The 24,583-nt window shown below is 61.9% G+C and carries 20 protein-coding genes and 5 pseudogenes; 13 read left to right on the forward strand and 12 right to left on the reverse strand.

Annotation, left to right across the window (positions count from 1 at the left end):
- Positions 1-61: 61 nt before the first annotated feature.
- From H2O14_RS23975 to H2O14_RS23985, 3 genes are all read right to left on the reverse strand, one after another.
- Positions 62-1,372: an ABC transporter substrate-binding protein gene (locus H2O14_RS23975; RefSeq protein ID WP_182829861.1), complete on the reverse strand. Its 1,311-nt coding sequence runs from the start codon at positions 1,370-1,372 to the stop codon at positions 62-64.
- 212 nt (positions 1,373-1,584) lie between these two features.
- The gene (locus H2O14_RS23980; RefSeq protein ID WP_182829862.1) at positions 1,585-2,538 is read right to left on the reverse strand and encodes a sugar-binding transcriptional regulator; all 954 of its coding nucleotides are present in this window, start codon (positions 2,536-2,538) and stop codon (positions 1,585-1,587) included.
- A gap of 68 nt (positions 2,539-2,606) precedes the next feature.
- The gene (locus H2O14_RS23985) at positions 2,607-3,623 is read right to left on the reverse strand and encodes a LacI family DNA-binding transcriptional regulator (protein ID WP_182829863.1); all 1,017 of its coding nucleotides are present in this window, start codon (positions 3,621-3,623) and stop codon (positions 2,607-2,609) included.
- Positions 3,624-3,750: 127 nt separating this feature from the next.
- Between H2O14_RS23985 and H2O14_RS23990 the strand changes: the two genes are divergently transcribed.
- The 6 genes and pseudogenes from H2O14_RS23990 (at position 3,751) to H2O14_RS24015 (ending at position 9,890) form a co-directional block, all read left to right on the forward strand.
- Positions 3,751-4,788, forward strand: coding sequence for a Gfo/Idh/MocA family protein (locus H2O14_RS23990; RefSeq protein ID WP_182829864.1), 1,038 nt, complete (start codon positions 3,751-3,753; stop codon positions 4,786-4,788).
- Between the two features lie 4 nt (positions 4,789-4,792).
- Entirely contained in the window at positions 4,793-5,695 is a 903-nt protein-coding gene (locus tag H2O14_RS23995) for a sugar phosphate isomerase/epimerase (RefSeq protein ID WP_182829865.1), read from the forward strand.
- A gap of 62 nt (positions 5,696-5,757) precedes the next feature.
- Entirely contained in the window at positions 5,758-6,990 is a 1,233-nt protein-coding gene (locus H2O14_RS24000) for a sugar ABC transporter substrate-binding protein (RefSeq protein ID WP_182829866.1), read from the forward strand.
- 111 nt (positions 6,991-7,101) lie between these two features.
- Entirely contained in the window at positions 7,102-8,004 is a 903-nt protein-coding gene (locus H2O14_RS24005) for a carbohydrate ABC transporter permease (RefSeq protein WP_182829867.1), read from the forward strand.
- Positions 8,001-8,826: pseudogene (locus tag H2O14_RS24010) on the forward strand (carbohydrate ABC transporter permease). Before H2O14_RS24005 ends, H2O14_RS24010 begins: the two are co-directional and overlap by 4 nt.
- On the forward strand, positions 8,823-9,890 hold the full coding sequence (locus H2O14_RS24015; RefSeq protein ID WP_182829868.1) for an ABC transporter ATP-binding protein: 1,068 nt from the start codon (positions 8,823-8,825) through the stop codon (positions 9,888-9,890). Before H2O14_RS24010 ends, H2O14_RS24015 begins: the two are co-directional and overlap by 4 nt.
- 2 nt (positions 9,891-9,892) lie before the next feature.
- Here H2O14_RS24015 and H2O14_RS24020 read toward each other — a convergent pair whose 3' ends face one another.
- A complete protein-coding gene (locus tag H2O14_RS24020) occupies positions 9,893-10,108 on the reverse strand; it encodes a hypothetical protein (RefSeq protein ID WP_182829869.1) in 216 nt (71 codons plus the stop codon).
- 126 nt (positions 10,109-10,234) lie between these two features.
- Here H2O14_RS24020 and H2O14_RS24025 point away from each other — a divergent pair.
- The 3 genes and pseudogenes from H2O14_RS24025 (at position 10,235) to H2O14_RS24035 (ending at position 12,560) form a co-directional block, all read left to right on the forward strand.
- Positions 10,235-11,856 (forward strand): annotated as a pseudogene (locus tag H2O14_RS24025) (ABC-F family ATP-binding cassette domain-containing protein).
- 261 nt (positions 11,857-12,117) lie between these two features.
- The gene (locus tag H2O14_RS24030) at positions 12,118-12,438 is read left to right on the forward strand and encodes an AraC family transcriptional regulator (RefSeq protein ID WP_210275589.1); all 321 of its coding nucleotides are present in this window, start codon (positions 12,118-12,120) and stop codon (positions 12,436-12,438) included.
- Entirely contained in the window at positions 12,411-12,560 is a 150-nt protein-coding gene (locus H2O14_RS24035; RefSeq protein ID WP_182829871.1) for a hypothetical protein, read from the forward strand. Before H2O14_RS24030 ends, H2O14_RS24035 begins: the two co-directional genes overlap by 28 nt.
- Before the next feature lie 24 nt (positions 12,561-12,584).
- Here H2O14_RS24035 and H2O14_RS24040 read toward each other — a convergent pair whose 3' ends face one another.
- Positions 12,585-13,595, reverse strand: a complete 1,011-nt coding sequence (locus tag H2O14_RS24040) for a helix-turn-helix domain-containing protein (RefSeq protein WP_182829872.1) — start codon at positions 13,593-13,595, stop codon at positions 12,585-12,587.
- Positions 13,596-13,901: 306 nt separating this feature from the next.
- On the opposite strand from H2O14_RS24040, the gene H2O14_RS24045 reads away from it, so the two are divergent.
- Together H2O14_RS24045 and H2O14_RS29635 are read left to right on the forward strand one after the other, a co-directional pair.
- Positions 13,902-14,672 (forward strand): hydroxypyruvate isomerase family protein, encoded by a 771-nt coding sequence (locus tag H2O14_RS24045; protein WP_182829873.1) that lies wholly within the window; start codon positions 13,902-13,904, stop codon positions 14,670-14,672.
- Positions 14,673-14,819: 147 nt separating this feature from the next.
- Positions 14,820-14,867, forward strand: a pseudogene (locus tag H2O14_RS29635) (hypothetical protein); the annotation flags it as partial.
- A gap of 138 nt (positions 14,868-15,005) precedes the next feature.
- Here the strand turns inward: H2O14_RS29635 and H2O14_RS24055 are convergent.
- The 6 genes and pseudogenes from H2O14_RS24055 to H2O14_RS24080 form a co-directional block, all read right to left on the reverse strand.
- A pseudogene (locus H2O14_RS24055) lies at positions 15,006-16,612 on the reverse strand (GMC family oxidoreductase).
- 118 nt (positions 16,613-16,730) lie between these two features.
- Positions 16,731-17,471, reverse strand: a complete 741-nt coding sequence (locus H2O14_RS24060; RefSeq protein ID WP_246697745.1) for an ABC transporter ATP-binding protein — start codon at positions 17,469-17,471, stop codon at positions 16,731-16,733.
- 10 nt (positions 17,472-17,481) lie between these two features.
- Positions 17,482-18,282 (reverse strand): ABC transporter permease, encoded by an 801-nt coding sequence (locus H2O14_RS24065; protein ID WP_246697746.1) that lies wholly within the window; start codon positions 18,280-18,282, stop codon positions 17,482-17,484.
- Between the two features lie 85 nt (positions 18,283-18,367).
- The gene (locus tag H2O14_RS24070) at positions 18,368-19,348 is read right to left on the reverse strand and encodes an ABC transporter substrate-binding protein (protein WP_182829874.1); all 981 of its coding nucleotides are present in this window, start codon (positions 19,346-19,348) and stop codon (positions 18,368-18,370) included.
- A 291-nt stretch (positions 19,349-19,639) separates the two neighbouring features.
- Entirely contained in the window at positions 19,640-20,584 is a 945-nt protein-coding gene (locus H2O14_RS24075) for a LysR family transcriptional regulator (protein WP_182829875.1), read from the reverse strand.
- Positions 20,585-20,660: 76 nt separating this feature from the next.
- Positions 20,661-21,380, reverse strand: a complete 720-nt coding sequence (locus H2O14_RS24080) for a transcriptional regulator NanR (protein WP_182829876.1) — start codon at positions 21,378-21,380, stop codon at positions 20,661-20,663.
- A gap of 140 nt (positions 21,381-21,520) precedes the next feature.
- Between H2O14_RS24080 and oiaX the strand changes: the two genes are divergently transcribed.
- The gene (gene oiaX, locus H2O14_RS24085) at positions 21,521-22,777 is read left to right on the forward strand and encodes a 3-oxo-isoapionate-4-phosphate decarboxylase OiaX (protein WP_182829877.1); all 1,257 of its coding nucleotides are present in this window, start codon (positions 21,521-21,523) and stop codon (positions 22,775-22,777) included.
- Entirely contained in the window at positions 22,774-24,123 is a 1,350-nt protein-coding gene (locus H2O14_RS24090) for a four-carbon acid sugar kinase family protein (protein WP_281410062.1), read from the forward strand. Before oiaX ends, H2O14_RS24090 begins: the two co-directional genes overlap by 4 nt.
- A gap of 47 nt (positions 24,124-24,170) precedes the next feature.
- On the opposite strand, the pseudogene H2O14_RS24095 reads toward H2O14_RS24090, so the two are convergent.
- Positions 24,171-24,565 (reverse strand): annotated as a pseudogene (locus H2O14_RS24095) (DoxX family protein).
- Between the last annotated feature and the right edge of the window lie 18 nt (positions 24,566-24,583).

Raw genomic sequence — 24,583 nt, forward strand, 5'->3', positions numbered from 1 at the left:
TTCTTTGAAAAAGGCTGCCCAGAGGGGCCGGGCAGCAAGGTCAGGCCTGGGAGCCTGTGGATTACTTGATGTAGCCGGCGCGGGTCATTTCGCGTTCGGACACCTGCTGAGCCTGAGCCAGCGCATCGTCGACGCTCATCTGACCGGCGAGAGCCGCCGAGAACAGCTGGCCGACAGTGGTGCCGAGGCCCTGGAATTCAGGGATCGCCACGAACTGGACGCCGACATAGGGGACCGGCTTGACGGTCGGCTTGGTCGGGTCGGCTGCGTTGATGGAGTCGAGGGTCATCTTCGCGAACGGAGCGGCCTTCTGGTAGTCGGCGTTTTCGTAGAGCGAGGTGCGCGTGCCCGGAGGAACGTTGGCCCAGCCTTCCTTGTCCGCCACCAGCTTCAGATAGTCCTTGCCGGTCGCCCAGGCGATGAACTTCTCAGCTGCTTCAACCTTCTGCGAGCCTGCGGGGATCGCGAGGTTCCAGGCCCAGAGCCAGTTGCCGCGCTTGCCGAGGCCGTTGTCCGGAGCCAGAGCGTAACCGACCTTGTCGGCGACGGTGGAATCCTTGGGGTTGGACACGAAGGATGCGGCGACGGTGGCGTCGATCCACATGCCGCACTTGCCCTGCTGGAAGAGCGCGAGGTTTTCATTGAAACCGTTCGAGGACGCGCCCTGCGGACCGGCGTCGTTCATCAGCTTCACGTAGAAATCGAGCGTGTTCTTCCATTCCGGCTGGTCGAACTGGGGCTTCCAGTTCTCGTCGAACCAGCGGGCGCCGAAGGAGTTGGACATGGCGGTCAGGAAAGCCATGTTTTCGCCCCAGCCGGCCTTGCCGCGCAGGCAGATGCCGTTCACGCCGGTGGCGCGGTCGGTCATCTTGCGGGCGGCGTCGGCGATGAAGTCCCAGGTCGGAGCGTCGGGCATGGTGAGCCCGGCCTTTTCGATCAGGTCCTTGCGGTACATGACCATGGAGCTTTCGCCGTAGAAGGGCGCTGCGTAGAGCTTGCCTTCCAAAGTCAGGCCGCCGCGGATAGCCGGCAGCAGATCGTCCACGTCATAGTCCGCGCCGAGATTGTCGAGCGCGACCAGCCAACCCTGCTTGGCCCAGATCGGAGCTTCGTAGGTGCCGATGGTCATGACGTCATACTGGCCGCCCTTGGTGGCCACGTCGGTGGTTACGCGTTCGCGCAGAACGTTTTCTTCCAAGGTCACCCAGTTCAGCTCGATGCCGGGGTTCTTCTTGGTGAAATCGTCCGTCAGCTTCTGCATACGGATCATGTCGCCATTGTTGACGGTGGCGATCGTCAGGGTCTCGGCGTTCGCGAGGCCGAACATCGCCAATGCCGAGCTTGCGCCCAGCAGGAAAGTCTTCAGGTTCATGGTCTTCCTCCCAGAAGAGAAACTTGAGCAAATGCCATGCTCATGGGCAGATATTCACTTCGTCCGGAAAACTGTCAATAGGGATTCTTTTTGCAGCGCCGAAAGGACCATGCAAGTCCCTGAAATATCGAATAAAAAAACAGGGCCGCACACGCTGCCCGTCTTCCAGGGCGCGCGTGAAGTCCGCTGCTGTTGGAAAGGCGAGGTGGCTGTCAGCCGGCGAGCAGCATCCGGGCTGCGTCTTCATCGGTGATCAAGCCGTTGATTTTGCCGCCGATGACGGCGGCGCGAATGGCCTTGTGCTTGCGGACACCGCGCCCCAGGCCGATGACCGTCGAGGCGTCGCGGGAGGGAATAGGCAAGCTCGCGACGCGGTCGTTCACCCCATGTGCGAGGAGTTTTCCATCCGGTCCGAAAATCCAGCCGCAGATTTCGCCGACCGCGCCGGCTGCGAGCAACTCCTCCATCTCCGCATCGTTCAAGAATCCGTCAACCAGCAGCGGCGCGTTCTGCGCCATCTCGCCGATGCCGACGAAAGTGACGTCGGAATGCTTGCCCAGATCGATGGTCGTGGCCATCAGCGGCTGGCGATGCAGCAGGTCCCGTTCCGCCTGCGAAGACACGATGACGGGCAGCGGCATCGGGAAGTGCGGCGCCTTGACCGCATCGGCCATGGAGAAGATGACGTTGAAATAGGCGGCCGATCCGTCCGGGCTGATATTGCCGGTGAGCGACACAATCTTATGTTGTGGGCACTCCATCGGCGACAGCTGGTCGATGACGGCGCGCAGCGTGCGGCCGGTGCCCATGGCGATCACCAGCGGGTCGCTGCGCTTCAGCCAGCGTTCGAGCTCGGCGGCGCCGGCCTCGGCCACGCCGATCGCCGTGTTTCCAGCATCCGGATCGCTCGGCACGATTTCGACCTGCTTCAGTCCAAAGCGATCCTTGATCGCTTCGGCGAGTTCGAGACAGGCGGCGATCGGGTGATCCAGCCGGACCTTGACCAGCTTTTCAGCCACCGACAATGAAATCAGACGTTGTGCGCTCTGGCGGGAAATGCTCATGATCGAGGCGATTTCGTCCTGGGTGCGGCCGGCGACGTAATAGAGCCAGCCGGCGCGCGCCGCCTCGTCCAAGCGTCCTTGATTGTCCGGTCGTTTCGCCATGGTTATTCTGCCTGCCATCAGTCTGTCGGCCATTTGCTGCCAAGTTTCTGACGACCTGTCAAATATCTTCAGCCGCTTTCGCCCTCGACGAAGGTCATCGGCCAGAGCTGGCGTTGCGGCGCATCCGGATAATGTTCGCGGTAGCCGGGCATGGCGGCAAGCAGGCTTTCGGCAAGAGCGGCCCCGAGATCGCGAAGCGACAGGTCGAAATAAGTAAGGCTCGGCGCCAAAAATTCCGCCTGCGGACTGCGCATGCCGATCACCGCGATGTCGCGGCCGGGCGACAGGCCGACTTCGGCGAGGCCCCGGTAAAGGCCGAGCGCCACCGATTCACTGACCAACAACACGCCGTCGGGGCGCTTGTCCGAACTGAGGATCTGGCTCGCCACATCGTAGCCGCCTTTTTCGCTGGCCGCGGCGTGGTAAATCTGCGCGTCCGGCAGATCGAGACCGTATTCGGCGAGCACCTGACGGCATCGCTCGATATAAACATAGCCGAGATTGAGGTCTCCGTGCGGCCAGACGAAGGCCAGGTCGCGTTTGCCCCGCTCGACCATGCGCCGCACCGAGCGTTCCGCCATGCCTTCGAAATCCAGGTCGATCCACGGCTGATCGACGTCGGTGAGGCTTCGGCCGAGGGTGATGAAGGGAATTTTGCGGCGGGCGAGGTACTCGAAGCGAGCCTCTTGCCGCCGGGTCGCGGAGAGGATGACGCCGTCGGCGAAACCGCGCGCCACCATGCGTTTCAGGTATTCGTCGGGATCTTCTTCGGACGAGCACAACATCGCCACCAGATCGAGGCTATGGCGGGCGAGGACGGTCTGGACGCCGTCGAAGACGCTCATGAAGAAGGTGTCGCCGCGACCGGTGATTTCGGGGCCCGTCTGCATCATGAATCCGATGACCCCGGTTTCGCCTTTCCGCAGCGCGCGACCCGACTGATTGGCCACGTAGCCCAGCTTTTCGGCCGCGTCGAGGACGCGCTTGCGCGTATCCGGATTGACGTCCGGTTTGCCGTTCAAGGCGCGGGAGACGGTGCCGATCGAAATCTTGAGATGGTCGGCGAGTTGGCGGATGCCTGTCATGCTGTCTCGATGCGCTCCGTGATCGTTTACGGAAACCCTATTGACAAATATCGATTCCTGTAAATAGTATCGTAAACGTTTACGGAGCGCGAAAGAGGAGTTTCGCTTCCGTCGGTGGAGGAAATCAGTGACATATTCAGCCGTTTTGTGCGGTTGCGGAGCTATGGCCAAGGGCTGGCTGCGTGCGATCGCCGAACACGAAGACCTCAAGGACAAGGTCGCCATCGTCGGGCTTGTCGATCTCGATGAAGGCGTGGCCCGCGGGCTGGCCGCGGAATTCGGGCTGACCGACGCCGTCATCGGCTCCGATCTTGCATCAGTCCTGTCCGAAACATCTGCCGATCTCCTGTTCGACGTCGTCGTGCCGCCGGCGCGCAAGGATGTGGTGAAGACGGGGCTTGCCCATGATTGCCACGTCCTGTCCGAAAAGCCGATGGCCACCTCGATCAAGGACGCCGAGAGCCTGATCCGGAAAGCGCGCAAGAAAGGTCTGACCCATGCGGTGGTTCAGAACCGCCGTTATATCCCGGGCGTCAGGCGAATGAAAGCCTTCGTCGAATCCGGCGCGATCGGCGAGATCACCGGCGTCCATTGCGATTTTTTCATCGGCGCGCATTTCGGCGGTTTTCGCGATGAGATGGACAATGTCCTGCTGCTCGATATGGCGATCCACACGTTCGACGCCGCCCGTTTCGTTTCCGGCAAGACGCCCCAAGCTGTCTATTGCCATGAGACCAATCCCAAGGGCTCCTGGTATGCGCATGGCGCATCGGCTTTCGCGATCTTCGAGATGAGCGACGACGTGACCTTCAGCTATCGCGGCTCCTGGTGCGCCGAAGGCGCCAACACCAGTTGGGAAAGCCAGTGGCGGATCACCGGCGAGAAGGGCACGCTGCTCTGGGACGGGCTGGATCAATTCTCCGCCCATCGCGTCGCCGCAGACGAAGGGTTCCTGCGCGATCAGGAAGAGATTTCCGTGCCCGACGCGCCTGATCTTGCAGCGACCGAGGGGCACGCCAGCGTCCTTTCCGCCTTTGTCCGAGCGATCGAAACCGGAACGCCGCCGGAGACGGCGGGCGAAGACAATATCAAGAGCCTTTCCATGGTGTTCGCCGCCATAGAAAGCGCCAGGCGCGGCAAGCGCGTCGTCATTTCCAAGGAGTAGCAGGATGAGCAACCCGGCAAAATCGATCCGCGTCGGCACCATGGTCAGCGCCAGCGGCGGCAAGGCGGCCGAGCGCATCGGCCAGATCGCCGATATGGGCTTCGAAAGCTTCGAGCCCTTCTTCTGGCAGACTACCAATAGCCAGGATCTCGCCGAACTCGGCAAGCGATGCAAGGACGCGATCGGCGACCGCGATATCACCATTTCCACGCTCGGCATGTTCGGCAATCCGCTGGAGACCACCGAGATCGACCAGATCACGCTTCAGGGCTGGAAGGATTGCATCGACAACGCCCATCATTTCGGCGCGACCTGCGTGGCGGGCTTCACCGGCCGCATCCGGGGCAAGCCGCTGACCGACAGCTTGCCCCGCTACAAGGAGATCTGGAGCGAGCTCGCCAAGCGAGCCGCCGACAAGGGCGTCAGGATCGCCTTCGAGAACTGCGCCATGGACGGCGACTGGCGGAGCGGCGACTGGAACATCGCCCATAATCCCGACGCCTGGGAGCTGATGTTCAACGAGACGCCGGATGAGAATATCGGGCTCGAATGGGAGCCCTGCCACCAGATGGTCTACCTCATCGATCCGCTGCCGCAGATCCGCAAATGGGCAAGCAAGATCTTCCATGTGCATGGCAAGGACGCGACCATCCGCTGGGAGGTGATCCGCGAGCACGGCATTTTCGGCAAGGAGAAATTCGTCTTCATGCGCACGCCGGGCTTCGGCGACACCAACTGGACCGACGTGATTTCGGAGCTGCGCCTGGCCGGATGGACCGGTTCGATCGACATCGAGGGCTGGCACGATCCCGTCTATCGCGACGCGCTCGAAATGACCGGTCAGGTCCACGCGCTCAACTATCTCAAGAATTGCCGGGGCGGCGACTTCGTCATCGACCCGCAATGAGAATGCCCAGGCGGCAGGGAGGAAAGCCGCCCGGATCACTCTGAACCTGAATGGAGGAGAACATGGGTATCAGGAAATTTCTCATGGCGGGCGCGCTGGCGCTCGCATCCGTCTCTGCGCTCGGCCTGTCCGCGCATGCCGAGGACGTGAAGATCACAGTCTGGTCGCTCGACCGCGACATCCAGCCGGCGCCCAATCTGATCAAGGATTTCAACGCTCTGAAGAACGGGATCACGGTCGAGTACCGCCAGATCCAGTTCGACGATGTGGTCAGCGAGGCCATGCGCGCTTACTCCACCGGCCAGGCGCCCGACATCATCGCCGTCGACAACCCCGAGCACGCGCTGTTTTCGTCGCGCGGCGCCTTTCTCGACCTGACCGACCGGATCGCCAAATCCACGGTGATCAAGCCGGAGAACTATTATCCCGGCCCGTTGAAATCGGTGATGTGGGACGACAAATATTTCGGCGTTCCCAAGGCCACCAATACGATCGCGCTCTATTACAACAAGGACATGTTCAAGGCAAAGGGTCTCGATCCCGCCAAGCCGCCGCAGACCTGGGACGAATTGGTCGCAGCCGCCCGCAAGCTGACCGACCCGGCCAACAATGTTTACGGCCTGGCGTTCTCCGCCAAGGCGAGCGAGGAGGGGACCTTCCAGTTCCTGCCCTGGGCGCAGATGGGCGGCGGCGGCTATCAGCAGATCAACGCGCCGGGCGCTGTGAAGGCGCTGGAGACCTGGAAGACCATCATGGACGAAAAGCTCGCGTCGCCTGACACATTGACGCGCGGCCAGTGGGATTCCACCGGAACCTTCAATTCCGGCAACGCCGCCATGGCGATCTCCGGCCCCTGGGAGCTCGACCGCATGCTGGAGGAAGCCAAGTTCGACTGGGGCGTGGCGTTGCTGCCGGTGCCCGAGGCGGGCGCGCAGCGTTCTTCGGCCATGGGCGACTTCAACTGGGCGATCTTCTCGAACACCCAACATCCCGACGAAGCCTTCAAGGTGCTCGAATATTTCGCCTCGCAGGATGACAAGATGTTCGAAAAGTTCGGGCAGTTGCCGGCCCGCTCCGACATCACCATTGCCGCGACCGGAAAGCCGCTGAAGGACGAGGCGCTCAAGGTCTTCCTGGAGCAGTTGAAATACGCCCAGCCGCGCGGTCCGCATCCGGCCTGGCCGAAAATCTCCAAGGCGATCCAGGACGCGATCCAAGCGGCGCTGACCGGCCAGATGAGCCCGAAAGACGCGCTCGACCAGGCGGCGGAGAAGATCTCCGCGGTACTGGGCTGACGCTACAGGCTTTCCTCCTCGCGGGGAAAGCCACACCCGTTCCTCCCGAAGGGGCCGTCTCGCTCGACCGAGGCGGGCGGCCCCGAGGACGTCTAGTTTTCGCGGGGTTCCATGAAGAGATTCCTCACCAGCCTGACCGACGGTCGCGGCTTCGACATCGGCCTCGTGGCGCTGCCGCTCGGCTTCCTGTTCGTGATGTCCGGTCTGCCGCTGATCTACAATGTGCTCATGAGCTTCCAGGAAGTGGACATGTTCTCGCTGGGCACGTTCATCCGGCCTTTCGTCGGCTTCAAGAACTACGTCGCGCTGTTTTCGCAGCCGGAGACGTGGCCGATCCTGCGCAACACGGCGGTCTTCGTCGTCGCCTCGATCGCAGGCCAGTTTCTGATCGGGTTCGGTCTGGCGCTGTTCTTCTGGAACGATTTTCCGGGATCGAGCTGGCTGCGCGGCCTGTTTCTCGTGTCCTGGGTCATGCCGGGCCTCGTGGTCGGCGCGATCTGGAACTGGATCCTTTCCGGCGATTTCGGCGTGCTCAACTATTTTCTGCGCGAGGCGGGCGTCATTTCCGGCAATATCTTCTGGCGGTCCGATCCGCATTATTCGCTTTGGGCGGTGATCCTCGCCAATATCTGGCTCGGCACGTCCTTCAACATGATCCTGCTCTCGGTTGGACTTTCGGGTATCCCGAAGGATCTTTATGAGGCGGCGGAACTCGATGGGGCGGGCGTCTTCCAGCGTTTCGTCACCATCACCCTGCCGATGATGCGCTCGACCATCGGCGCGATCATCTCGCTCGGCCTCATCTTCACCCTGCAGCAATTCGATCTCTTTGCCGGCATCACCTCGGGCGGGCCCAACAATTCCTCGAATGTGGCGCAATACTGGGCCTGGGATCTCTCGTTCAAGCAATATGATTTCGCCCGCGGCGCGACCGTGTCGGTCATCATGATCGTCTTCGTCATGATCGCTTCGGTCGTCTATGTCCGCTCGACGCGGCAGGAGGTGCGGGGATGACCGAAACGTTTCGAAACCGGTTGATGCTCGCCATCGCGCTCGTTCTGGCGGCGATCTATCTCTTTCCGCTTTACTGGATGTATATCACGGCGCTGAAGACCGGCTCGGCAATGTTCGCCACGCCGCCGAACTTCTGGCCGTCCGATCCGCAATGGGGCGTCTATGGCGCGGTGTGGCAGGCGAGGGGCGTCGGCCGCTTTCTGTGGAATTCGCTGCTGGTCGCTTTGGGATCAGTGGTGCTGATCACTATCCTCGGCGCCGGCTGCGCCTATGTTCTGGCGCGATACCGCAATGTCTGGATCGATATCGGCCTGTTCCTGATCCTGATGCTGCAGGTCCTGCCGGCCTCGCTGATGATCACGCCCATCTTCGTCGGCTATTCGCAACTCGGCCTGCTCGAATACCCCCGGCTGGCGGTGATCATCGCCATCGCCGCCAAAAGCATGCCCTTTCGTCGTGCTTGTTCGCGCGACCTTCATGAGTGTGCCGATCGAACTCGAAGAGGCGGCGATGGTCGACGGCAATTCCCGTATCGGCGCCTTCTTTCATATCGTGCTGCCGCTGGCCCGTAACGGCATCCTCGTCTCGGCCATCCTGATCTTCATGCAGGCCTTCGGCGAATTCGTCTATTCCAAGTCGATCATCCAGGCGATCGAGTATCAGCCGGCGAGCGTCGGGCTCTATTCCTTCATGGGACCCAACACCAATGAGTGGAACAACATCATGGCCTTCGCCTCGATGTATGTGACGCCGATCCTCGCCCTTTTCGTTCTTCTGCAGCGCCGCATCGTGTCCGGCCTCACGTCAGGAGCCCTCAAATGATTCCGCAAATCGAGTTGACAGGCGTCAACAAGCATTACGGCGCCTATCATGCGTTGAAGAATATCGATCTTACGATCAAGAAGGGAAGTTTTGTCGCGCTCGTCGGTCCTTCCGGGTGTGGCAAGTCCACGCTGCTGCGGTCGCTCGCCGGTCTGGAAAAGATCAGCCAAGGCCGGATGACGATCGCCGGCCAGGATATGCGCGACGCGCCGCCGCGCAAACGGGACATCGCGATGGTCTTCCAGTCCTATGCGCTCTATCCGCATATGACGGTGGAGGAGAATCTCATGTATCCCCTTCGCATGCGCGGAACCGACAAAGCCGCCGCCAAGGCCAAGGCCGCGGAGGTGGCTGCGATCACCGGCCTTTCCGGTCTTCTCGATCGCTATCCGCGCCAGCTTTCGGGCGGCCAGCGCCAGCGCGTCGCCATGGGGCGCGCCGTCATTCGCAACCCCAAGGCTTTCCTGTTCGACGAACCCTTGTCCAATCTCGATGCGGCGCTGCGCGTCTCCATGCGCAAGGAAATCCGGGCGCTGCACGACCGGCTGGGCGCGACCTCCGTCTATGTCACCCACGATCAGATCGAGGCGATGACCATGGCGGATCATGTCGTGGTGATGAAAGACGGGGTGATCGAGCAGCAGGGCGCGCCGCTCGAACTCTATGATCGCCCCGCCAATCGCTTCGTCGCCGGCTTCATCGGTTCGCCAGCGATGAATTTTGTGACCGCGACCAGCGCCGGCGGCAACCGCGTGGTTCTCGATCTGCCGGGCGCGCCTGAACTCGCCGTTGCGCAGCCCATCGAGCCGGGCCGCAAGCTGCTCGCTGGCCTTCGCCCGGAGCATCTGAAGGTGGCGCATGGCGAGGAAGCCGGCTTCACCCTGCCGGTGTCGCTGATCGAATCCACGGGGTCGCTCACCTATATCGTGCTCGGTTCAGGTCAGAGTGAAATCACCGTGGTAGAGCAGGGCAGGGAGCGTGTGCGGCCGGGCGACAGCCTGCGGCTGACGATCGAGCCGGGACTGGTGCATCTGTTTGACCCGGAGACGGGGCGGCGGGTGTGAGGTCAGGCGTGAACGCCAGCGTCGACACTGTCTATGTAGGCTAAGACATCCTGCGCCCGGCCCTCACGAACAAGGTTGCGAGCGGTCGATTCTCCATGGCCTGGCAGCGGCGTGCTGTTCAACCAGCCCCAGGCTTCGGCCTCATTGCCGAACCGTGCGATGACGCGGTTGATGATGTCGCGCTCTTTCAGGACAAATGGCATCGTTTCTTTTGTCATGTCCGCGTCGCCTCGTTGCTGTTTTTACCACCATACCATCAGGGACAGGCGGGTGGTCAGAAAACCTGCGACAGATGGATTTTCGCATGCCATAAGGGCGCCCGCGTCAACCAGTCCAGATAAGCCATGATCCGCCTCGAAAACATCTCCAAGCAGCTCAGCCACCGCATCCTGTTCATCGAGGCCTCCGCCGCCCTCAACAAGGGCGAGAAGATCGGCCTCGTCGGCCCCAACGGGGCGGGAAAATCGACGCTGTTTCGGATGATCACCAGCCAGGAACTGCCCGATGAAGGCCAAGTTTCGGTCGATAAGGGCGTGACGATCGGCTATTTCGACCAGAATGTCGGCGAAATGGCGGGCCGCAGCGCCGTGGCGGAAGTCATGGAAGGGGCAGGGCCGGTCAGCGCAGTGGCGGCCGAGCTGCGCGACCTCGAAACCCAGATGTCCGATCCCGACCAGATGGACCGGATGGACGAGATCATCGAGCGATATGGCGAGGTGCAGGCGCGCTTCGAGGAGCTCGACGGCTATGCGCTGGATGGCCGCGCCCGCGAGGTGCTGGCCGGTCTCTCCTTCACGCAGGAGATGATGGATGGCGATGTCGCCAAGCTGTCGGGCGGCTGGAAGATGCGCGTGGCGCTGGCCCGCATCCTCTTGATGCGTCCGGACGTGATGCTGCTCGACGAACCGTCGAACCATCTCGACATCGAAAGCCTGATCTGGCTCGAAAACTTCCTGCGCGGCTATGACGGCGCGCTTTTGATGACCTCGCACGACCGCGAATTCATGAACCGCATCGTCACCAAGATCATCGAGATCGATGGCGGCACGCTGACCACCTATTCCGGCGACTACGGCTTCTATGAGGGCCAGCGGGCGCAGAACGAGAAGCAGCAGCAGGCGCAATTCGAGCGCCAGCAGGCCATGCTCGCCAAGGAAATCAAGTTCATCGAGCGCTTCAAGGCGCGCGCCAGCCATGCGGCGCAGGTGCAGAGCCGCGTCAAGAAGCTCGAAAAGATCGACCGCGTGGAGCCGCCGAAGCGCCGCCAGTCGGTGGCGTTCGAATTCCGGCCCGCGCCGCGCTCAGGCGAAGACGTCATCAACATCAAGGGCGTGCACAAGAAATACGGCTCCCGGTCCATCTATGAAGGGTTGGATTTCAGCGTCCGCCGTCGCGAGCGCTGGTGCATCATGGGCATCAATGGCGCCGGCAAATCTACGCTTCTGAAGTTGGTCACCGGCACGACCGAACCGGACGAGGGCACGGTGGCGATCGGCGCCAGCGTCAAGCTCGGCTATTTCGCCCAGCACGCGATGGATCTGCTCGACGGCGACGCCACCATTCTCGAATGGCTGGAATCCTCCTTCCCGCAGGCAGGTCAGGCGCCGCTCCGGGCGCTGGCGGGTTGTTTCGGCTTCTCGGGCGACGACATCGACAAGCGCTGCCGCGTGCTCTCTGGCGGCGAAAAGGCGCGGCTGGTCATGGCCAAGATGCTGTTCGATCCGCCCAATCTGCTGGTGCTCGACGAACCGACCAACCATCTCGATCTCGACACCAAGGAAATGCTGATCAGGGCGCTCGCCGATTACGAGGGCACCATGCTGTTCGTCAGCCACGATCGTCACTTCCTCGGCGCTCTGTCCAACCGCGTGCTGGAGCTGACCCCGACGGGGTTCATCGCTATGATGGCGGCTATACCGAATATGTCGCGCGCACCGGACAGGAAGCGCCCGGCATTCGCGGCTGAGACTCGTTTTCGGCGAGCCAGGCCTGTGAAAATCGTTCCGGTTTGGGAAGGCGACGTCGTTCGACGCCTCCCATTCTGGACCATTCACATCTCATTTTACTAAAGCATGGCACTATTTGCCGGTTCCAAGGCACCGGCTGACTGATTGAATGGTGTCCAAAACCCAACCATTGCAGGGACTTAACGAGACCTTCATGATCGCTTTCAAGAAATTGTCGGCGGGCGTCGCCGATGCTCGAGGCAAGCGAGGAAGATTTCGGAATGCAAGTGATCAGCGTGGTGGAGCAGAATGCTCATGGGAATAGATGCGCCAATGACGGCGGCGAGGTTCTTCGTCCGTTGACGGCCAGGGAGCGCGACGCCGTTCGCCGCGCCGGGCTGTTGATCGAGCAGAATTTGTCGAACCCGCTCAGCTTGGGGCAGTTGTCGGACATGGTCGGGCTCAGCCAGCGTCGGCTGTCGCAGGGGTTTAGGGAGCAGTTCGGCAGCACGATTTTCGGTTATCTTCGCGAGAGCAGGTTGAGAACGGCACGTCGGCTGCTGGGGAAACGGAAATGCCTCTCAAGCAGATCGCTTTCCTGATCGGCTATGGTCACGCCAACAATCTCATCGCCGCCTATCGCGAACGCTTCGGCGTCTCGCCGCGTCGCCATGCGCGGATTTCGGCCCTCGCATCGATGGAGTCCGTGCGGCTGAGCGCTTGAGCCGGCGCCAGGCGCGATCAGGAGTCAACTGCCGATCTTGGCGACCCATTGCGACCACATGGCTTGCGGGGTCGCTGCGATGGCCCGCTCCGTGTCCGACGCCGAGAGGTGGCGAACTTCCCGCGGGGTCATGCCGAACAATCGGCGAAAGGCGCGGGTGAAGTTTTCCGGATTGGCGTAACCATGGCTCTCGGCGATCGAGGCGATGGCGACATGGCGCTGGTCGGACGCCCGCAGCGCATCCCAGGCGCGGCGCAAGCGCCGCTCATGCACATAGGATTGGAAGCCGCCGAACCGCTCGAAAAGCCGATACAGCGAACGGCGCGACAGGCCGAAGCTGGCTGCGACCGTTTCGGCGGAGAGATCTGCATCGAGCAGATTGGCTTCGATGTGACGCCTGATGCTGGCGGTCAGCATCAGGTTCACCGCTTCGGCCTTTTCCTCCGAAAGTTCGGAGTTGATCGCCACAGCGGTGAGATCGACCAGCGGCTTCAGCGCGGCTTCCGCGTCTTCCGCGCGCAAGCGGTCGAGATTGCGGGTATAGCTGAGCATCGATTCCCGCAGCAGCGTCACCAGCGGCCGATCTCCCGGGATCACCAGCTCATGACAATTATCGGGCATTTTCAAAGAGGGTGCGAGCATGCGGCGCGGCAGCGCGAAGCTGATCTGCTCATGATCGGTCGTGGCGGTCGCCAGGGCCTGGGCCATGTCGATGAGATAAAGATCGCCCGGTTTGGCCGTCTGACCGCTGACGCGACCTTCGCTCTGTCCTTGCAAGTAGAACTGTAGCACATAGCCGTCCATCGCATCCTTGGCGATCTTCTTGCGGGAGCGATCGAACCGCTGACCGGCGCCGCGGATATGTCCGATGCCGACCTCGCCGACCAGCCAGGCGTCCACCGAGGCGAAAAATCCGTCCTCGATGCTCTTATGCGGGCGGGAATCGAAAATCACGCTGATCTGGTCGTGCCAGAGGTCCCAGGCGGGTCCTGGCGGCAGCTTGCGGGTGTCGAAGGAAGATCGCGGTATGCTCATCAAGGGGTCCGTGCGCCAATCCAGTCCGGCATTCTGCTCGAAATAGCTGCGGTTGTCAGTCGACGACGACGATTATGGTTTCTTGCGCTATACGGTTTGTCCGGGTGATTTATTCAACGCATCAGAGATTGCGGCTTTATCGGGCTTTACGCAACCGGCGTCGAACATGCCTCGGCTTTTACGCATATTCCTGAGTTCCATAATTTAGATTACCACGTTATCCGCTGTGGAGGTGCCATTCACCAATGTGCCGCCTGTTGCCTGATCCCTCGAACCGCTTCATTCTGCTTCATATCAGGAGTCTCCATGCCGCGTTTCGCCGCCAACCTCACCATGCTGTTTACGGAAATGCCGTTCGAGTCTCGGCTCAAGGCGGCGGCCGAGGCCGGTTTCGATGCGGTGGAATTCCTGTTTCCCTATGATCACGCTCCCGCCCAGATCGCCGAATGGGTCGAGGACGCCGGCTTGCCAGTGGCGCTCATCAATATGCCGCCGGGCGACTGGAGCGCTGGCGATCGTGGTCTGGCTGTCGATCCGCGTCGCCAGGACGAATTCGACGCGTCGCTGAGCCTCGCTGTGACCTATGCCGGCGCGCTCGGGGTCAGGAAGTTGCATTGCATGGCGGGCGTCGCAGAACGCGGTAATTCCGTTGCGGCCGGCGTCTATCGCGACAATCTGTCGAAGGCGGCCGACACAGCCGGCGCAATCGGCGCCGAAATCCTGATCGAGCCGCTCAATCCGCGCGATATGCCCGGATATTTTCTCGGTGATTTCAACGATGCCGCAGAGTTGGTCGATCGGATCGGCCATCCCTGTCTCAGGCTGCAATTCGATATCTATCACCGCCAGATCCTGCATGGCGACGTGTTGACCGGCCTGAGGTCGCTGTTTCCTCTGATCGGCCATATCCAGACAGCGGCGGTTCCGCATCGCGGAGAACCGGGCAGCGGCGAACTCGACGACGCCAGAATTTTCCGCGAACTCGACGCGCTGGGTTATGAGGGATATGTGGGGTGCGAATACCGGCCGATGGCGGGAACGACCGCCGGTCTTAAATGGTTGGACCGCTATCGCTGATTCCTATCCATCACATCGGTGAATCGGTCGAGGCGGATCGATTCACCGAAGTCGTTAGACGTGCGCCGGCGCGGCTGGAAGAATCGCGCCATGACAGGTTCATTCTCGACCCCCTTGCGCCTTCACCGCATCGATCCGACCCGCAACATGGCGCGTTTCTATCTCCTCAGCCTGCAGCACACCCTGTTCGGCGAAGTCTCGCTCATCCGTCAATGGGGCCGCATCGGCGGCGAAGGGCAGAAAAAGTCGAGACCTTCGCCTCGGAAGACGACGCTGCGCGCGCCTGGGCGCGATTGGAGCGGATCAAGCGGCGGCGCGGCTATGCCTGAGGGGTCAGGCGGACCGGATCATCCGGGCGCATTTGTCGCCGATCATCATCGACGGCGCATTGGTGTTGCCGCCGATCAGCGTCGGCATGATCGAGGCGTCGGCGACGCGGAGGTTGGAAAGCCCCTCACCTTCAACGTCTCCGGATCGACCACCGCCATGTCGTCGACGCCCATCTTCACCGTGCCGACGGGGTGATAGACCGTAAGCGCCTCGGTGCGGAGATAGGCGCGAATTTCATCGTCCGTCCGGACATCCCGCCCCGGGAGAAATTCTGTGCCCTCGAGTTCGGCCAGCGCCGGCTGGGCGAAGATCGAGCGGGCCAGTTTGATGCCTTCGACCAGCGTGTCCAGATCTTCCGACCGGGTGAAGAAGCGATGGTCGATCAGCGCGTTGCGGCGCGTTCCATCTTCCGTGAGCCTGAGTTCGCCGATGCTATTCGGCCGGAGAACACAGGTATGCACGGCAAAGCCGTGGCCATATTCGACCAGCCTGCCGCGATGGCTGCGATAGCCCGGCACGAAATGAAACTGGATATCGGGAAGGCCCGTCGAGAGCCGCGTCTTGGCGAAGCCGCCGGCTTCGACATAGTTTGTGGTCAGCATGCCCCTGCGGCGCAGGAGGTAATTCAGCGGGCTCGCGAGGATCGCCGGCAGATTGCCGAATGACAGGCCGAGCGTCTCGAGGCTTTTGGAGCGCATGGTGATCATGCCGTCTATATGATCGCGCAAGTTTTTGCCGACGCCGGGAATATTCAGCTTCACCGCGACGCCTGCGGCGGCGAGCTCAGGCGCGGGGCCGAGGCCCGAAGCAAGAAGAATGCGCGGACTGCCGATGGCGCCTGCGGACAGGATGATTTCACCGCGCGCAACAATCTTGTGCGCAATTCCATCGCGCACGACATTTACGGCTGTTGCCCTGTCTCCGACGATATCGAGATCGACGACTTCGGTGTCCGGCAAAACATGGAGGTTCGCCCTGCCCGCGACCGGTCTTATGAATGCCGTGTGCGACGAAAAGCGGCTGCCTTTATCCTGCGTCACATTGTAGATGCCGACGCCATATTGGCTCGCGGCGTTGAAATCACTGTTTTCCGGCAGGCCCGCCTGCTTGCCGGCCTCTACGAACGCGCGCGCTACAACATTGGGGTCACGCGGCCTGTCGACCAGAAGTTCTCCTTCGAAGCCGTGATAAGTCGGGTCCTGGTCGATCAGGTTTCGTTCGAAACTCCTGAACACCGGCAGCACGTCGTCATAACCCCATCCCTTGCAGCCCAGCGCGGCCCATTCGTCGTAATCCTCGCGGGCGCCGCGGATATAGATCATCGAATTGATCGTGGAGGAGCCGCCGAGCGCCTTGCCGCGATTGACCGGAATGCGCCGGCCGTTCATCTCTGCTTGCGGAACGCCGACATAGCCGTAATCGAAGCGCGGATTGCCGTAGAGCGAGAGGATGCCGGCCGGCACTTTCACCCTGAGACTGTCATCCGAGCCGCCGCCTTCGATCAGGCAGACGGTTTTCGTCGCATCCACGCTCAACCGATTGGCGAGCACGCAACCTGCGGAGCCTGCGCCGACGATCACATAATCGAATTCGAGCTTATCCATGCGCATGTCTCCGCGCTGTCGCGCCAGAAGCCCGGCGCGAGACTGGTATTGCGTGGGTGGAAGGGCGACGACGCTTAGTGCGCGTCGTCCTCGTCATTTCTCAAGAGCTCCAGGATCTCCCGCTTCATGGCGATGAATTCCGGCTCCAGCACGATGTCGGCCGAGCGCGGCCGGGGATCGTGACCCTGATTTCCTTCTTGATCAGGCCGGGCCGCCCGGACATGACCAGCACGCGGTCGGCGAGCAGGATCGCTTCCTCGATGTCATGGGTGACGAAGAGCACGGTCTTCTTGGTCGATTCCCACACGCGCAGCAGCAGTTTCTGCATCTGGTGGCGCGTCTGGCTGTCGAGCGCGCCGAAGGGTTCGTCCATCAGCAGCACTTCGGGATCGTTGGCGAGCGCGCGGGCGATGGCGACGCGTTGCTTCATGCCGCCCGACAGCTGCGACGGATAGTGGTTGGCGAATTTCGACAGGCCGACCTCGGCGAGATAATGCTCGACCAGATCCTTGCGGGTGGCGGGGTTGACGCCTTTTCGCTTCGGGCCGTATTCGACATTCTGCGCGACCGTCAGCCAGGGAAACAGCGTGTAGCCCTGGAAGACCATGCCGCGATCGGGCCCCGGTTCGGTGACGCTGCGGCTCCCCACCGCGATGTCGCCGCCGGTCCGGTCCTCGAGCCCGGCGATCAGATAGAGAAGACTCGACTTTCCGCAGCCTGATGGCCCGACGATGACGCAGAACTCGTTCTTTTCGACATGCAACGAGATGTCGTTGAGCGCGAGAACCGATTTCTTGCCCGCGCCGTAACGCAACTGTACATGCGAGACGGAAATATCCGAGGAATTGTAATCGAGTTTGGACATGCGGCGCCTCTCAATTGGCCCAGGGCGCCAGATAGCGGCGAATGAGGCGGAAGATCTTGTCGGTGCAGAGGCCGAGCAGGCCGATCATGGCGATCGCCATGAAGATGACATCGACCTGGAAGCCGCGCGCCGCCTTCAGCGAGATATAGCCGAGGCCGGCGCGGGCGGCGACGAGTTCGGCGACCACCAGATAGGTCCAGGCCCAGCCCATGGTGACGCGCAGCACGTCGAGAATGTTGGGCAGGGTCGCCGGCAGCACGATGTGGAACACGGTCTCGATGCGGCGCGTGCCGAGCGTATAGGCGGCGTTGATCAGGTCGCGCGGCACCGAATGCGCGGCGTCGGCGATCATCACCAATTGCTGGAAGAATATGCCGAAGATGATCACGGCCATCTTCTGCTCGATGCCGATGCCGATCCACAGGATGAACAGCGGCACGAAGGAGGTGACCGGCAGATAGCGGATGAAGTTGACCAGCGGATCGAACAGCCCCTGCACCACACGGTAGGAGCCCATCAGCAACCCGAGGGGGACCGCGAAGACGGAGGAGACGACGAAGCCGAGCATCACGACCTTGAGACTTGAGGACGTGTGTTCCCAAAGTTGGCCGTTCTGAGCAAATTTTAGCGTGGTTTCAAGGACATGGCCAGGGCTCGGCAGAAACATGTCCGGCACGTAGCCGGACAAGGTCACCAAGATCCAGAAGCCGATGACCAGCACCCAGACCAGCACGCCGAGGCCCGCCGTCAGTGACGGCGGAATAGCGCGAAACGGCGACGCCATGTCTTTGAGAAGAGAACGTTGAGACAAATCGAAACTCCAGCTCCGGCCTTCGGGACAGGCGAGGCGCGTCTTCAGACCGGGCGGCTGGGCCGCCCGGCGAAGAGGTGAGCGTTTACTTGATGTCGAGGAACTGGGCGTCGACGACGTCTTCGAATTTGGCGTCCATCTTCACCTTGCCGAAGCCGCCCCAGATCTCGTTGCCGAGCTTGATCAACGTGCCGGCCTCACTATCGGCGCCGCCTTTGAAGAAGCGGGCGTTCTCGTCCTTGCCGTAGAAGTTCACCCCGGCGGCGGAATCGGCGAAATCCTTGGGATCGGACAGCCAGCCGCCAACGCCCTTGGCCATGATGGCGTAAGCCTCTTCCTTGTTGGTCTTGATGTATTCATTGGCCTTGTAGAGGCCTTCGACCAGAGCTTTCACGTCTTCCGGATGTTTTTCGATATAGTCGCAGCGCAGCGAAAGCACGTCGACGATCACGCCGGGAGTCTTGGAGGAATCGATCAGCACCTTGCCCTTGTTGGCCTTCTTGGCCAGCGTCAGATGCGGCTCCCAAGTCACGGCGACAGGGATGCGGTCTGCCATGAAGGCGGCGGCGGCGTCGTCGGCGGTCATGTTGGTGACCTTGACGTCCGCTTCCGTCATGCCTTCGCGCTTGAGCAGGATGTTGAACCAGAACTGCGAGACCGAGCCTTCGTTGAGGCCGACTTCCATGCCCTTCAAATCCTTGATGGAATTGACGGTGGTCGGCGTCAGCATGCCGTCGCCGCCATGGCTGTCGTCGAGCGCATAGACCGTTTTGAAGCAGAATTCCTTGGTGCGGTATTGCAGCGTCTCATCGATCGTGCCGGCGTCGCCGTCGAGTTCGCCCGAGGCTTCGGCCGCCATGGCGAGCGCATGGTCTTCGACGATCTGCAGATCGACATCCAAGCCCTTTTCCTTGAAGTAGCCGAGGTCGCGGGCGAGGAAGAGCGGGCCATAGCCGACCCAGGTGGTCATGCCGAGCTTCATCGTGCCGGCTTCGGCGGCGCCAGCCGCGAGGAGCGCGACGCCGGCGGCCAGCGAAGTCTTGAACAGGCGAGAAAGAGATTTCATGTGACGTTCCCTTGTCTGTGGTTCGTTCTCGACGTCCTGGCTCCCGACGGATGTCGCTTGGGCGGGAGGAGCCCAAGACCGTGCCGGACCGGCGTCTTTTTTCGTTGCCTATACAAGTAAGCATGGAACGTTCATTTGGAAAAATAGACTTTTCTGACGAATTTGATTAGGAAAAACCTAATCAGCAGCCATTCGCATGAGCTGGTGCGAAAGAAGGTCAAAAAATGTGCAGGCGGCTGCAAGTCCTTGGGCGCCTGCCTTTTTGCAAGCAGATCCAGCTTTTCTATCTCGTCAGCGGCGCTTGTGGCCCATCGCCGGCGCCACCATCCCCGGAATATAGGAATCGGAGATGAACGCGCGGGCATGCGCGCTGAAGGCGGAAAGCAGGCGCGATTTTCGCAGCTGCTTGAGCGTCGCGACGCCGATGGTCATCGGCCTGTGATCGCCCGCGAGCCGCACGCGCGTGACGCGGCGGCCGTCCAGCGCCTGCTCGGAGCGCGACGTGACATTGGCGAGCGTATAACCGTAGCCGTTGGCGACCATGGTGCGGATGACATCCGGTTGCGAGAAGCGGAAGCCTATGGTGGGCTGGAGACCCTCCTTGAGGAAGAGCGCCATGAAATACTCCGCAGAAATCGGCATATCCAGGAGGATCAGCGGCAGCTCGACCAGTTCCTGCAACGTCACGGCGGATTGGCGGGCCAGGGGATGCGTCTCGCCGACGACCGCATGCACGGGCAGGTCGACGAGCGGTAGGAAGTCTATGCCCTGCGGAATCTGCAGGTCATAGGTGATGGCGACGTCGATCGTCGCCTTATGCAGCCCTGACAGCAGCGTTTCCTGGTGATCGGCGAAGGGGCGGATCGACGCCTTCGGGAAAGCGGACATGAAGGACAGCGCCAATTCCGGCAGGATCATCGGCGCGAGCGTGGTCAGGCAGCCGATATTGAGCTGCCCCCTCACCTCTTCCGAGGTCGCCGTGGCGGCCGAATACATCGCTTCGGCCTGTTCGATCAGCCGCTTCGCCTCCATCAGCATCACGCGTCCGGCCGGCGTCAGCGACAGGCCCTGGGCGTGATGACGGACGAAGAGCTGCACTTCCAGCTCCTGCTCCAATTGCGAAATCGCCGTGGAGATCGAGGGCGAGGAGATGTTGATGCGCTCGGACGCCTGTGAAATGCTGCCGGTTTCGCCGGCGGCGATGAAATATTCGAGCTGTCTCAGCGTGAAGCGCATGCGGCGGATGTCCGGTGTTCGTCGGTTTCGCCGGTCCGGCGTCTCCGTTCAATCGAGCTTATCGTTCGCGAGTTTCTCAGCCCAGCCCGTTCTTGAGGGCGTAGAGCGCGCGCGAGCGCTCCAGATGCTTGATCATGGCGTTTTCCGCAGCATCGGGGTCATGGGCCTCGATGGCGGCGATGATATCCTCGTGCTCGGCCAGCGTGAAATTCTCCTTGCCGGTCCAGATCAGCATTTCCGTGTGATAGGCTTTGAGCCAGCCGAGCATGGCCTCGCTCACCGCCTCGAAAATCGGATTGCCGGAGATGCGGGCGATCGCCGTATGGAATTCCATATCGGCGCCGATAAAGCCTTCGGAATCGCCGAGCTGCGCTTTCTGCTTTTCGAGCTTGGACTTGAGTTCGCGGATCTGCTCGTCCGTGGCCTTTTCGGCGGCTTCCCGCACCATGCCGCGCTCGAAAAAGATGCGGGCTGACTTCAGATGTTCGAGCGAATCCGAAGAACCCGCCAGCATGACCTTGGCGGGCAGATCCACCTGGCGCAGCAGTGATTGGGCAGTGACCTTCAGCACCCGCGCCCGTTCTCCATGCGAGATTTCCACCAGTCCCTTGCCGGCCAAGGCCTGCATGGCTTCGCGGATCGCCGGCCGGCCGACGTCGAACCGCTCCATCAGCGTTCTCTCGGACGGCATTTCGTCGCCGGCCTTGAGTTCGCCGGTTTCGATGAGCGCCTTTAAACGCAAAAACACCTCGTCGGAAAGTTTCCGCCGCACGATCGGTTCGGAGAGGATAGTCATCGCGTCACCTTCTGTTTCGCCGCTGATCTTATGCACGATTGCGCGAAGCAAGAAAACCGTCGGCAGGCCCTTGCATGACAGTGATACTCATTATACCAGTTGCCATCTAGCTGCAACGCGAATGCTCGGGGAGGAGCGGCGTGATCCGGGTCACCTATCGTATCGAAACGTCGGGCTCCATCGAAAAAATGGCCGCCAAGATCGCCAGCGACCAGTCCACCGGCACATTCGTGGCGCTGCCCGGAGAAACGGAAGAACTCAAGGCCCGCGTTGCGGCCCGCGTCGTCGAGATCCGCCCCCTGCCCCCGACCGACAAGCCTTCATTTCCGGACGAAGGCGGCGGCGCGAAACTGTTTCACCGCGCCGATGTCGATATCGATTTTCCCCTGGATGCGGTGGGGACTGATCTCTCCGCGTTGATGACGATCTGCATCGGCGGGGTCTTTTCGATCAAGGGCATGACCGGCATCCGTATCGTCGATCTCAAACTGCCCGACGCGTTCCGCGCCGCTCATCCCGGACCGCAATTCGGCGTGCAAGGCAGTCGCAAACTGACCGGCGTCGCGGATCGGCCCATCATCGGCACCATCGTCAAGCCGGCGCTCGGCCTGCGACCGCATGAGACGGCGGAGATGGTCGGCGAACTGATCGAGGCCGGCGTCGATTTCATCAAGGACGACGAGAAGCTGATGAGCCCGGCCTATTCGTCGCTCGAGGACCGGGTTGCGGCGATCATGCCGCGCATTCTCGACCACGAGCAGAAGACCGGCAAGAAGGTGATGTACGCCTTCGGCATTTCGCATGCCGATCCCGATGAGATGATGCGCAATCATGATCTTGTGCTCAAGGCTGGCGGCAATTGCGCCGTCGTCAACATCAACTCGATCGGGTTCAGTGGCATGAGCTTCCTGCGCAAGCGTTCGGGCCTCGTGCTGCATGCTCATCGCAATGGCTGGGATGTTCTCACCCGGCATGCCGGCATCGGCTTCGAATTCTCCGTCTGGCAACAGTTCTGGCGGCTGCTCGGCGTCGACCAGTTCCAGATCAACGGCATCCGGGTCAAATACTGGGAGCCCGACGAGAGTTTCGTGCGCTCCTATCAAGCGGTGTCGACGCCGATCTTCGACGCCTCCGATTGCCCCCTGCCCGTGATCGGCTCGGGCCAATGGGGCGGCCAGGCGCCCGATACGATCAAGGCCACCGGCGGCTCGACCGATCTCCTCTATCTCTGCGGCGGCGGCATCGTCAGCCATCCGGATGGGCCCGGCGCGGGCGTCAAGGCCGTCCGGCAGGCCTGGGAGGCGGCGGCGGCGGATATCCCGCTCGACGACTATGCGCGCGATCATACCGAACTCGCCCGCTCGATCGAGAAATTCGCCGACGGCAAGGCCGCCTGAGACCCCTTCCCGGAGTAGGATATGACCCGCCCCTGATCAGCTATTACGGCGACGATTTTACCGGCTCGACCGATGTGATGGAGGCGCTCGCGTCCAACGGCGTCGATACGGTGTTGTTTTTGAAGAAGCCCGGCGGCGAGTTGGTGGAGCGGTTTCGGCAGGCGCGCGCCATGGGTCTTGCCGGTACGAGCCGCAGCGAAAGCCCGGACTGGATGGATGTCCATCTGAGCGATGCCTTGAGGTGGCTTGGCGGGCTCGACGCCGAACTCTGTCATTACAAGGTCTGCTCGACCTTCGATTCCAGCCCGGGGTTCGGCAATATCGGCAAGGCGATCGAGATCGGCGCAAACATATTCGGAAATCGGACCACGAGCCTCATCGTCGGCGCGCCGCAGATCCGCCGCTATACTGCTTTCGGCCAGTTGTTCGCCGCCTATCAGGGTCGTAACTACCGGATCGACCGCCATCCGGTGATGAGCCGGCATCCGGTGACGCCGATGGACGAGGCGGATATTCTGCTGCATCTGGCGCGACAGACGAAGCTGTCGTCGGCGCTTTTGGATTGTGCGGGGCTCACCGGCCCCGATGTCGGCGGCGCGCTCGGTGCGGCGTTGGCGGACGATCCGGCCATCCTGTTGATCGACGTCCTGGATTCCGGCACGCAGGCCGCCGCGGGGCAGATCCTGTGGAATGCGCTGCGTGATCGCGGCCGTTTCGTCTGCGGCTCCTCGGGCGTCGAATATGCGCTGATCGAAGCCTGGCGGCAGGAGGGGCTGATCGGTGCGAAGCCGGGTTTTGAGCCGGTCGGGCCCGTCGAGCAGATCGCCGTGGTCTCCGGGTCCGTGTCGCCGACGACGGAGCGGCAGATCCGTCACGCGCTGGCGCATGGGTTTGAAGCGGTAGCGCTTGATCCGCTGCATTTGACCGGCGACAATGCGGAAAACGAGGTTGAACGCGGCGTGGTCGCTGGTTTGGAGATCCTGTCGCGCGGCGCGAGCCCGGTCATCTTCACGGCGCTCGGACCCTCCGCCGATCGCGGCAGCGAGATCGATATGCGCGAGGGCGCGCGTCACCGGATTGGTCGGGGGCTGGGAAAGATCCAGAAACGTCTGCTGGGTGAAGCGAAACTTCGCCGCGCGGTGGTGGCCGGCGGCGATACATCCAGCCATGCGCTCGGCGAAATGGGGATCGAGGCGCTGACGCTGACCATGCCGTTGCCGCAGACGCCGGGCTCGCCGCTCTGCACGGCGCATGGCGGCGCTCTCGATGGTCTGCAGATCGCGCTCAAGGGTGGGCAGGTCGGCGGCGACGATTACTTTTCGATGATCCGCGCCGGCCGTCCCTGACGCTTCGAGAGAGGGCGGCTGTCCGCCCTCCCCTCGTGAGAGATGGATCAGGCCCTGGCGCGCTGGGCGTCGACGCTGAGCGGACCCCGCCGGCAAAGACGAGATACAGGAACAGGAAGCAGTAGAGGATCGCCGCGTCGCCGCCATTGTTCATCGGGAAGAAATTCTGCGGTGCATGCGCGATGAAATAGGCGAAGGCGCACATGCCCGAGGCGAGGAAGGCAGCCGGACGGGTGAGGAAGCCGACGGTCAGGAGAATGCCGCAGACCAGTTCGATGACGCCCGCCCACCAGCTCAGGCTGAAAGCGGCCGGATTCATGTCGGACAGGGGGAAGCCGAGCAGCTTGGCGGTGCCATGCTCGAGAAAGAGAAGGCCCGACATGATGCGGGTGATGCTGAGCATATAGGGCGAATAGGAGGTCAGTCTGTTGGTCAGCGTCATGTGTTTACTGCCTTGCTT

It is taken from the genome of Rhizobium sp. G21 (genome assembly GCF_014158035.1).
GTDB lineage: Bacteria > Pseudomonadota > Alphaproteobacteria > Rhizobiales > Rhizobiaceae > Rhizobium_E.